General features: G+C 70.0%; 9 protein-coding genes and 2 pseudogenes. 2 read left to right on the forward strand and 9 right to left on the reverse strand.

Annotated elements, in window-relative coordinates; translation table 11 throughout:
• Positions 1-147: 147 nt before the first annotated feature.
• The 7 genes and pseudogenes from ACFXGX_RS23850 to ACFXGX_RS23880 all read right to left on the reverse strand — a co-directional run.
• Positions 148-294, reverse strand: a pseudogene (locus tag ACFXGX_RS23850) (IS5/IS1182 family transposase); the annotation flags it as partial.
• A 328-nt stretch (positions 295-622) separates the two neighbouring features.
• A pseudogene (locus ACFXGX_RS23855) lies at positions 623-855 on the reverse strand (ABC transporter permease); the annotation flags it as partial.
• 100 nt (positions 856-955) lie between these two features.
• Positions 956-1,129 carry a hypothetical protein gene (locus ACFXGX_RS23860; RefSeq protein ID WP_384794670.1) on the reverse strand — a complete coding sequence of 58 codons (174 nt, stop codon included), beginning with the start codon at positions 1,127-1,129 and terminating at the stop codon, positions 956-958.
• Between the two features lie 764 nt (positions 1,130-1,893).
• Positions 1,894-2,502, reverse strand: a complete 609-nt coding sequence (locus ACFXGX_RS23865; RefSeq protein ID WP_384794672.1) for a hypothetical protein — start codon at positions 2,500-2,502, stop codon at positions 1,894-1,896.
• 683 nt (positions 2,503-3,185) lie between these two features.
• Complete coding sequence (locus tag ACFXGX_RS23870; protein WP_384794674.1) at positions 3,186-4,046, reverse strand: ABC transporter permease; 861 nt, start codon at positions 4,044-4,046, stop codon at positions 3,186-3,188.
• Positions 4,006-4,785 (reverse strand): ABC transporter ATP-binding protein, encoded by a 780-nt coding sequence (locus ACFXGX_RS23875; protein ID WP_384794706.1) that lies wholly within the window; start codon positions 4,783-4,785, stop codon positions 4,006-4,008. Before ACFXGX_RS23875 ends, ACFXGX_RS23870 begins: the two co-directional genes overlap by 41 nt.
• A 194-nt stretch (positions 4,786-4,979) precedes the next feature.
• Complete coding sequence (locus ACFXGX_RS23880; protein WP_384794676.1) at positions 4,980-5,441, reverse strand: MarR family winged helix-turn-helix transcriptional regulator; 462 nt, start codon at positions 5,439-5,441, stop codon at positions 4,980-4,982.
• A 258-nt stretch (positions 5,442-5,699) separates the two neighbouring features.
• Here ACFXGX_RS23880 and ACFXGX_RS23885 point away from each other — a divergent pair, with 258 nt between their 5' ends.
• Entirely contained in the window at positions 5,700-6,080 is a 381-nt protein-coding gene (locus ACFXGX_RS23885; RefSeq protein WP_384794678.1) for an STAS domain-containing protein, read from the forward strand.
• A 35-nt stretch (positions 6,081-6,115) separates the two neighbouring features.
• On the opposite strand, the gene ACFXGX_RS23890 is transcribed toward ACFXGX_RS23885, so the two are convergent.
• Positions 6,116-6,547: a MarR family winged helix-turn-helix transcriptional regulator gene (locus ACFXGX_RS23890; protein WP_384794680.1), complete on the reverse strand. Its 432-nt coding sequence runs from the start codon at positions 6,545-6,547 to the stop codon at positions 6,116-6,118.
• A 148-nt stretch (positions 6,548-6,695) separates the two neighbouring features.
• Between ACFXGX_RS23890 and ACFXGX_RS23895 the strand changes: the two genes are divergently transcribed.
• A complete protein-coding gene (locus ACFXGX_RS23895) occupies positions 6,696-7,871 on the forward strand; it encodes a PP2C family protein-serine/threonine phosphatase (protein ID WP_384794708.1) in 1,176 nt (391 codons plus the stop codon).
• A 94-nt stretch (positions 7,872-7,965) separates the two neighbouring features.
• Here the strand turns inward: ACFXGX_RS23895 and ACFXGX_RS23900 are convergent, their stop codons facing one another.
• Positions 7,966-8,382 carry an ATP-binding protein gene (locus tag ACFXGX_RS23900; protein WP_384794682.1) on the reverse strand — a complete coding sequence of 139 codons (417 nt, stop codon included), beginning with the start codon at positions 8,380-8,382 and terminating at the stop codon, positions 7,966-7,968.
• Positions 8,383-8,858 lie beyond the last annotated feature (476 nt).

The following is an 8,858-nucleotide window of genomic DNA, read 5'->3' on the forward strand; positions in this document are numbered from 1 at the left end:
CTGAAGCGTTGCGGTCTCGCGGGGTCAAACCCCAGCCGAGAGGGCGGTTCGTGAGCTGATGTCCTTTCTGGGTCTGGCTGTTGGTCCGGCCGAGCGTCAGGGCCGGCCTCTAGGGTGATCCGATGAGGTCCGGGCTGGGAGGCGGTCGGCGAGAGCGGTCACGGCGATGACCAGGCCCAGCACGTCCACGGCCAGTCCCCGCTTGCGGCCCGGCACCCGTTTCGCCACGTCCAGGCCGGTCGTGGAGGTGGGGACCCCGACAGCCGCGTGGACACTCTGGGTGTCCAGCACCACCGCGGCACTTTTCCCCGTGCGGATGACCATCCCGGGCTCGGTCAGCCGTGGCGTCCCGCAGCCGCCGTGAGGTGTCATTACTGGATCGGCAGGCGTGTGCCACCTCGATGCGGAGGAAGAACCGGTCGCCGGGATCGGTGAGATCTCGGCGGTTGGCCTGGCCGTGCGAGGTGATGTTGTGCTGGTCGGCAAGGTGCAAGAGCTCTTCGAGATCGTGGGGTCGCCGCATCAGCCGGTCCGGACGGCGGGCGGGGAGGCGCCTCTCCTGGCCGTTGCCGACAACCTCAAGCAACGCCCCTCCGGGGCCGGGTCCCGGGCCCCGCTCTCGCCTGGCCAGCCAGCCCAGCAGTGACGACGCGGACAGGACGCCCAGGGCTGCCGCCACGGTCAGTACGGCGTAGTCGAGGGGCAGGTGCGCGGGTGTGCCGAGCAACAGGCCGCGCAGGGCGTCGACTTGGTAGCTGAGCGGGTTGACCAGGCTGATGGCCTGGAGCCAGCCGGGCATCACCGCGCCGGGTATTGGGCGTTGGAGCCGAAGAACAGCGGCATGGTGATGGCCTGGGTCAACGCCGGTTCACAAGGTGTTTGCTGTCGGCTGACCACTGGGTGCTGGAGCGGCCGATGCATCTCAAGGGCGCACCAGTCGGCGCACGAGGAGCAGTCAGCGCTGCGTGCTGTTCTTCACCGGCCGCCGGAGCGCATCCCTGATACGCCACCACAGCTTGCGGGCGTGCGGGGTTTCGGTGGAATAGCTGTTGCTCAACCAGATGTTGTCCGCGCTGCGGCCCAAGGGGGTGCCTTCGGGCGAGTAACGCGTGGGGGGCTGTTCAACCATGCGCTTCTCCTACGGATTCGGAGACCTGGTCCCGCATCCCTTGCGCAGTATTCGTTGTCGGAGCGGGTCTTCGGGCCCCAGCCGATGCCGCTGGCGTAGCCCTGCATCACAGGGTAGTAGGTGTGGGTGCCGCCGCTGTCATCGCAGTCCGTCGACCATCCGTAGTCGATGAAGCTGTTCTGGCAACCACCTGGCGGTCGGCGCCCCAGGGCTTCGGCGTAGTCGAGTGACGTGCACTTCGTGCTCGGGCGAGGCCGAGGAGCGTGAGGGGTCGGCGGGCGTCACGCGCATTGCGGCGACGGCCGGAGGCGATGCTCTTCGCGCCGTTCAGTCGCAGGACGCCGACCGCGAGGTTGCACCAGGTCGCCATAGCGCGGGGTGCGCTGTCGGTCCGCCACCGCGCACGCGGTCAGGTCGAGGGCGACGGCCAACGCGTGCCGCACTCTTCGCAGCCGGATCATCTGCTCTCAGCCCGAACGCCCAGCCCAGCCGCTCATCCCGTGGACAAGCGTCGTCCGCATCTGCACCTGTCACTTCAGCCACGCAGGGGATCATCCCCCGGCACCATCGGCCGGCTCCACCCGACGGTGCGCGGAGACACAGGCCACCGAGGCGCAATGGACATGAGACAGGAACCGTCCGCTCGCACTGCCGTCACCGCGGGGGTCACGAAACGGACGCCCGCCGACTACGCCGAAGCCCTGCGGGTCCGACGCATGCGTTCTCGGCGTTCTCTCAAGCCGAGACCGAGAGGTGACGCCACCTCAGATGGTCGGGGTGTTGTCAACAATCGGCCTGTGAATCTCAACGACCGGCTTCCACCCCGCGGAGAACTCGATGAAGTCCGCGCGGGTGGGGTAGGTGTCGATCGCGCGACGGTCACGCTTGGGGCTGTCGCCCCCCTTGCGCCCCCGGGGAATCTGCTCCTCGAAGATGTCGACCTTCACGTCGGGAACCTCCTTGAGGCCCTGGCGCCAGATCTGCACGATGTCGGCGCCGAACGCCTGCCGGGCCGCGGCGTAAAGGGCCGTGAGGGCCCCCTTGTCCCCACCGGGGACGAAAAGTGCCAGGTCCAGCACGACACCGGCGGACTGGAGGACCTCAATGGTCACCGAGCCGTTCTCGTCGGCCAAGTAGATTCCGGCTTCATTCTCGTCGTCGGGAAGGCAGGAGACCTCTTCCTGGAATACGGTTCTCGCCGTGATCGAGCCGCCCTCGAAATGCTCACCGGGCTTGGTCAGAAAAGCAGGGACATAGCAGTCGGGAAGCTTGAGTTCTGCCGTATCGGCGGAAATGAAGAGCCTGTCCTTCACGCCGAGCTTCGTCACCTCTTCCAGCGAGAGGCGGCGAGCGGCAATCTTCTCCGTGTTCACGATTTCCCTTTCCGGTTGCACTGTCCCTCCGAACAAGGACGCTACCACGAAACCCCGAGGTCAACTGCCCAGCAATCTTTGGGTAAATGGCCTCCGACGACCTGCACGGGAGGATACCGAAGCGAGTGCCACTCGGTCGGGAACACGGGCCCGCCAGGTAGTGGCCCTCGTCATCGTGTTGGGATCAACTGGCGGTTGCATTTCGGCGCGTTGGGTAGCACGGAGGAACTAAGAGAGAGTTTACGGTAGATATCACCCATATCACCTTCGGGGAGATGGCGGCGAGGCAAGGCGATCCATTCGTCGTGCATCTCGAAGAGCGCAGCGGAAACCAACCGGATGGTCCGGCAACGCAACAACAGAGATCCCCACCGGCGCCATCTGGATGGAGCCCGAACCGGAAGTCGCGTACTACCGCGCCCTCTTCGGTCAGGACTTCGGCGTAGTCGGCTGACGCCAGATTGCTGACGACTGGACGACGCGAGACGCTCGTTGATGACCGAGGGCCACTGACCCCGGCCGACTACTTCGCCTCGGAAGACACGGATGCCTGCGACATGGTGACTGCGCCAGTGGTGTTGCCGCATCAACCGGTCCCGACGGCAGCTTGGGATCTGCCTCACCTGGCCGTTGCTGAGGGCCTCGGCCAGCGCCCGCCCTGGGCGGGAGCCCGGATCGCCGTCTCACCTGGCCAGTCGCCCCAGCAGTGACGACGCGGACAGGACGCCGAGGGCCGCAGCCACGGTCAGTACGGCGTAGTCAAGGGGCAGGTGCGCGGGTGTGCCGAGCAACAGGCCGCGCAGGGCGTCGACTTGGTAGCTGAGCGGGTTGACCAGGCTGATGGCCTGGAGCCAGCCGGGCATCACCGCCACCGGGTAGAGGGCGTTGGAGCCGAAGAACAGCGGCATGGTGATGGCCTGCCCGATGCCCATCAACCGGTCCCGGGTGAGCACGATGCCCGCGATCGTCATCGACAGGCAGGAGAAGAACGCCGAACCGAGCACGACGGCCACGGCCACTCCGAACAGCCGCAGCGGGTTCCAGGTCATCGCCACCCCGAGCAGCGCGGCGATGACGACGACCACCACGGCCTGGATCAACGCCTTCACCCCGGCGGCGAACGCCTTGCCGGTGATGAGCGCGGAGCGGGGTGTGGGCGTGACGAGGAGTTTGGTGAGGATCCCGGCATCCCGCTCCCAGATGATCATAATGCCGTAGAAGATGGCGATAAACATGGCGGACTGGGCGATGATGCCGGGCGCCAGATAGTCGAGGTAGGGGATTCCACCGGTCGGGATCGCGTGGATCCGGGTGAACGTCTCGCCGAAGATCAGCAGCCAGAGGGCCGGCTGGATCGCCCGTGTGTACAGCTCGGTGCGGTCGTGGCGGAGTTTCTGGAGCTCGACCGCGCACATCGCGGCGACCCGGGCGGGCAGCACGCGCCAGCCCGTACGGGCCCTCGGCGGGGTCACGAGCAGGTCGAGGCTCCCGTGGCGAACGCCCTCAGCCGACGCGGGAAGCGGTACGGCGGGTGCTTCGGACATCGCTGAAGTCTCCTGATCGGTCGTCGAGTCCACCGCCGGCGACGTCGCGGAAGACGTCTTCGAGCGTGGGAGGTTCGGCGTCGCCGGTGATCCCGCGGCGCTCGCCGAGGCCCGCCCTGAGCTGCCGCGGGGTGCCGAGCGCACGGACACGTCCGCGGTGCATCAGCGCGACACGGTCGCAGTACTGGTCGGCCTCGTCCATGTAGTGGGTCGTGACGAGGACGGTCATCCCGGTGGCGGCCCGTACGGCGTTGATGTGCTCCCACACGCTGGTACGGGCGATCGGGTCGAGGCCGATGGTCGGCTCGTCCAGGATCAGCAGGCGCGGTGCGCTGACCAGTGCCTGGGCGAGTTCGAGGCGGCGGACCATGCCTCCGGAGTACGTCTTGGCGAGCCGGTCGGCCACGTCGGCGAGGCCGACAGCGTCGAGCGCCTGGGCGACGCGGGCCCCGCGTTCGCGCCGGGGCACGTCGAAGACGCGGGCGAACAGGGAGACGTTCTCCCGGCCGGTGAGTCCGGAGTCGGCGGACAGCTGCTGCGGCACGTAGCCCAACAGGCGCCGCACGGACATGCGTTCACGGGTGGCGTCGTGCCCGAAGACACGGACCCTCCCGGCCGGGACCGGCAGCAGGGTGGTGATGCACCGGAGCGCCGTCGTCTTGCCGGCGCCGTTGGGCCCGAGCAGTCCGAACACCTCACCGTCCCGGACGGCGAGGTCGAGACCGTCGACGGCGGTCATCTCGCCGAAGGCGTAGACGAGTCCGGCACAGGACACGGCGTCCGGGGCCGGTCCGTCGGCGGTCTCGGCATCAACCGCGCCGGCCGGGAACGGCGTTCGGACCGTCTCCTGGTCGCCGACCGGGTCCGCCTCGTCGTGAGGGGGCTCCGGGTTCACCGGCTGTGCGGGTTCCGCTCGTCCGCTCCTGTGCCGTCTCATGTCTCCTCGGCCTCCTCGTGCAGGTTCGCCGCCAGTTTGCGCAGGGCCGGAAGGGCGGCCTCCAGCGCGGCGTGATCGGCCGCGTCGAGACGCTCCACCTGTGCGCGTACGAGCACCGCGCGCCGCTGTCGCCAGTCGCGCAGCCGGGCGTCGGCCGCCGGTGTGGACAGCAGCCGGGCGGCCCGCCGGTCGGCCGGGTCCGTCTCGCGGATCAGATAGCCGTCCGCGACCAGCCTGTTGACCAGCGTCGAGACCGAATTGCCCGCCAGGTAGAGCTCTTTGGCCGCCTCCGACACACCGATGCCCGGCCGGTCGACGACCAGCCGCAGCAGATCGACCTCGGCACCGCGCAGGCTCGGTCCGGCCGTGCCGCGGCGCAGCCGCCGTCTGATCAGCCGCTGCAGCCCGGCCAGGGCGTCCGCCAGGGCCTCGGGGAAGCTCTCCGACTCCGACTTCACCTTCCGAGATTACCTCTGCGTCAGAGGTAATTCGGGAAAGGAAGAGTCAAGACGCCGGCTCCGGCGGCGAAACCCGAGGTGGGCACCGACTCGGCTCCGACAGCCGCGGCGGAACCCGAGGCGTGCGCCTCGATTCGCCTCCAGGGGTGAGACCCAAGGTGTGCACCTCGGTTCGGGGGGTAACCGTTGCCCTGCTCGCCGGCGTACCCCAGCGCCGGGTGGATCCCGACGGGTCGAAGTCCCAACGTGGAGGTAACCGTGCCGGCCGAAGAGGCTCCTGTGTCCATCGACGCGACCGTTTACGCCGAAGGCATCGCGCTGGTCACCGTCGCCGGGGAACTGGACGTCGAGACAGCCCCCGAACTGCACCACCGACTGGCCGACCAGATTCGCGGCGGCCGACGGCACCTGCTGCTCGATCTGTCCGCGGTCCCGTTCATGGACTCCTCGGGCATCAACGCCCTGCTCAAGGCGCACGACGCCGCCGGACGCGCGGGAGGGGGCCTGCGCCTCGTGTCCCCGGCCCCGGCCGTCCAGCGCGTTCTGGATCTCACGGGCGTCAGCCTCGCCATACCGTCGGTGAAGGACGTGGAGGCCGCGCTGGTCCAGATCGGCGAAGGGACGGCTCCCCGGCACTAGGCGGTGTCCTGCGGGCGCGGCTTCGCGGACGCGGCCTAGGCCGAGCGGGCCTCCAGGGTGCCGGCCTCGTGAAGCTGCGCCGCCGCGGCCGTGCAGAAGGCCGCCAGCCCCTCCACGAGCGCCGCCCGCCCGGTGGCCGGCATCTGCGCGAGGACCGCTTCCACCACACCCTCCCGCCGTACGCGCAGCTCGGCGAGGAAGGTACGGCCCTGGGGACTCAGGAAAAGCCGCAGCTCACGGCGGCTGGTGGCGCTCGGCGCCCGCTCGATGAACCCCACGGCCTGCAACCGGTCGCAGAGCCTGCTCGTCGAGGGAGGCGTGGAGCCGAGCGCGTCGGCCAGGGTCCGCAGGTTGATGCCCTCGTCGTGTTCCAGGATGAACAGCACCCGCAACTGGGAGGCGGAGACCGGGGCCGTCGAGGCACGGCCCCAGAGGATCTCCAGCAGCTCGGACGCCTCGGCGGTCACGCGAGCCACCTCGCTGCGGCGCGGACGCGGGCCTGAGGAAGTCACCGTCCAACTCTCCCAGTCTTCTCGAGCACTGTCAGCCTGTCGGTCCGACGTCAGGAACAAAATAATGGATATCGACACTCAACAGATGGGCACGTCCGACATCATGAACAGATTCGTGGCCGCGGAGCGAGCCGTACGCACGGCGGCGCCGCACAAGCTGCTGGACGCGGTCCGTGAGGTGCTGTGCGCCCACTACGCGGCCGATTCCGTCGAGCTCTTCATGGCCGACTACGGGCTCACCGTGCTGCAGCCCGTCTCGGTGCTTCCGCACACCCTGGAACCCATTCCGGTGCACACCAGCCCCGAGGGCCGGGCCTTCGGCGCCCAGGAACCCTTCACCGAGGAACGCGACGGCGGGGTCGTACGAGCGCACCTCCCGGTGACGGTGCGCGGCGACCGGCTCGGCGTCCTGTCCGTCGTCCTGCCCTCCGGGGGCTGCGACGCGAGGACGCTCGCCGAACTCGCCGACATCGCGGAGGTCCTCGGTCACGAGGTGCTCGTGGCCGAACGCGACACCGATCTCTATCTCCAGGCGCGCCGCAAGGACCGGCTGACCCTGGCCGCGGAGATGCAGTGGCAACTGCTGCCCGGCCGCTCCTGCTCCCGGCGCGAGTACGAGCTCGGCGCCCAGCTCGAACCCGCCTACGCGATCTTCGGCGACAACTTCGACTGGTCGGCCGACGCCGAACGGCTGTCCCTCTACGTCACGAACGGAATGGGCGAGGGCATCGAGGCGTCGCTGCTCACCAATCTCGGCATCAACGCCCTGCGCAACGCGCGCCGGGCCGGCATCCCGCTCCAGGACCAGGCGGCCCTCGCCGACCAGGCGATCTACACCCAGTACCGCGGCGACCGGTATCTGTCCGTGCTCATGCTCGACTTCGAGCTGTCCACCGGCCGGATGCGCGTGATCGACGCGGGCTCGCCCCAGATGCTGCGACTGCGCGGCCGGACCGTCGAACGCGTGGACTTCGAGGCCCAGTTGCCCCTCGGCATGTTCGAGGAGACCGACTACCTCGTGCAGGAGTTCCGGGTGGAGCCCGGCGACCGGCTCCTCTTCGTGAGCGACGGTGTCCACGCCGTCGCGGGGCCGGGCGGGGAGAGGTACGGGGAGAAGGCCCTGGCGATGGCGATCAACTCCACCCGGCTGCTGCCCGCGACGGAGGTGCCCCGCGCCGTCCTGAGGGAGCTGACCGGCCACCGGGGCAGGCCGGGACCGGAGGACGACGCCCTCGTGGTCTGCCTCGACTGGCACGGCCCGGCGGGCGCCGGGCGCTGAGGAACTCGACGGTTCGGGCGGCCGGGCGCCGGGCGCTGAGGAACCTGACGGTTCGGCCGGCCGGGCGCCCATGGGGCCCCGCCGGCGGAACTCGTCAGAAGCTCACGACCGCGTGGACGGTCTTGCCGTCGGGGCGGGACAGCACGGTCAGCTCGGAGGACAGCTGGCGCACCAGGGGCCAGCCGAAGCCGCCCTGTCCGGTCAGGTCGAGGCGCCTGGGGCGCGGTGGCTCGGGGTCGTCGTCGGAGACGGAGATGCGTACCCCGTTGCCCATGTCCCTCAGGTCCAGGCTGCACAGCCGACCGCGGGCGTGCCGCACCACGTTCGTCACGAGTTCCGAGACCACGAGCAGGACGGCCTCGGCGGTCTCGCGCGGTACGGCGCGCGGCAGGGCGTCCAGGAACGTGCGGACCATCCCCCGGGCGTACACGGCGGCCTGCGGATCCCGCTCCAGCCTCGCGCCGAGACCGGTACCGGGACCGAGTTCGCAGGACGGTTCGACGGTGGTCATGCCTTCGCCTCCTTGCCACACTCCCGCCAGCTCGCCGCGTGGCGGCGCCACTTCGTGCCGATCGAAGTGCCGGGCGGGCTGCCTCCCCTTCTTCCCGGACCTTCGCGGCCCATGTCACGGGTTCCCCCACCTTCACACCTCACCCACAGGCGTCCCGTCCGGCGCCGCGCGGCCCGGCCCACGGCGAGAATCCTGGGGCGGGGGACTGTCGCGGCGGATCGGGGGCACTAGGCACGCGTCCCGGACGCCCACGGGCGGTTCGGTGACCCGCTCCCGTGGCGGTCGCAAGGGGCCGGGCGACCCCGAAGGGCCGGCACGGTCGAGCGGCGGGGGGGGGGGGGCCCGACCCGCGCGTGGGGGGGCCGCTCCCCCGCGGTCCCGGGGGGGGCGCCCCGCCGCGGGGGGCCGCCCCCCCCCAAGGGCGGGGCGCCGCCGCCGATCCGCGCGCGGCGATCGCCCTTCAGTCGCCGCTGGAG

The organism is Streptomyces sp. NPDC059371 (assembly GCF_042751995.1).
In the GTDB taxonomy this organism is placed as follows: domain Bacteria; phylum Actinomycetota; class Actinomycetes; order Streptomycetales; family Streptomycetaceae; genus Streptomyces.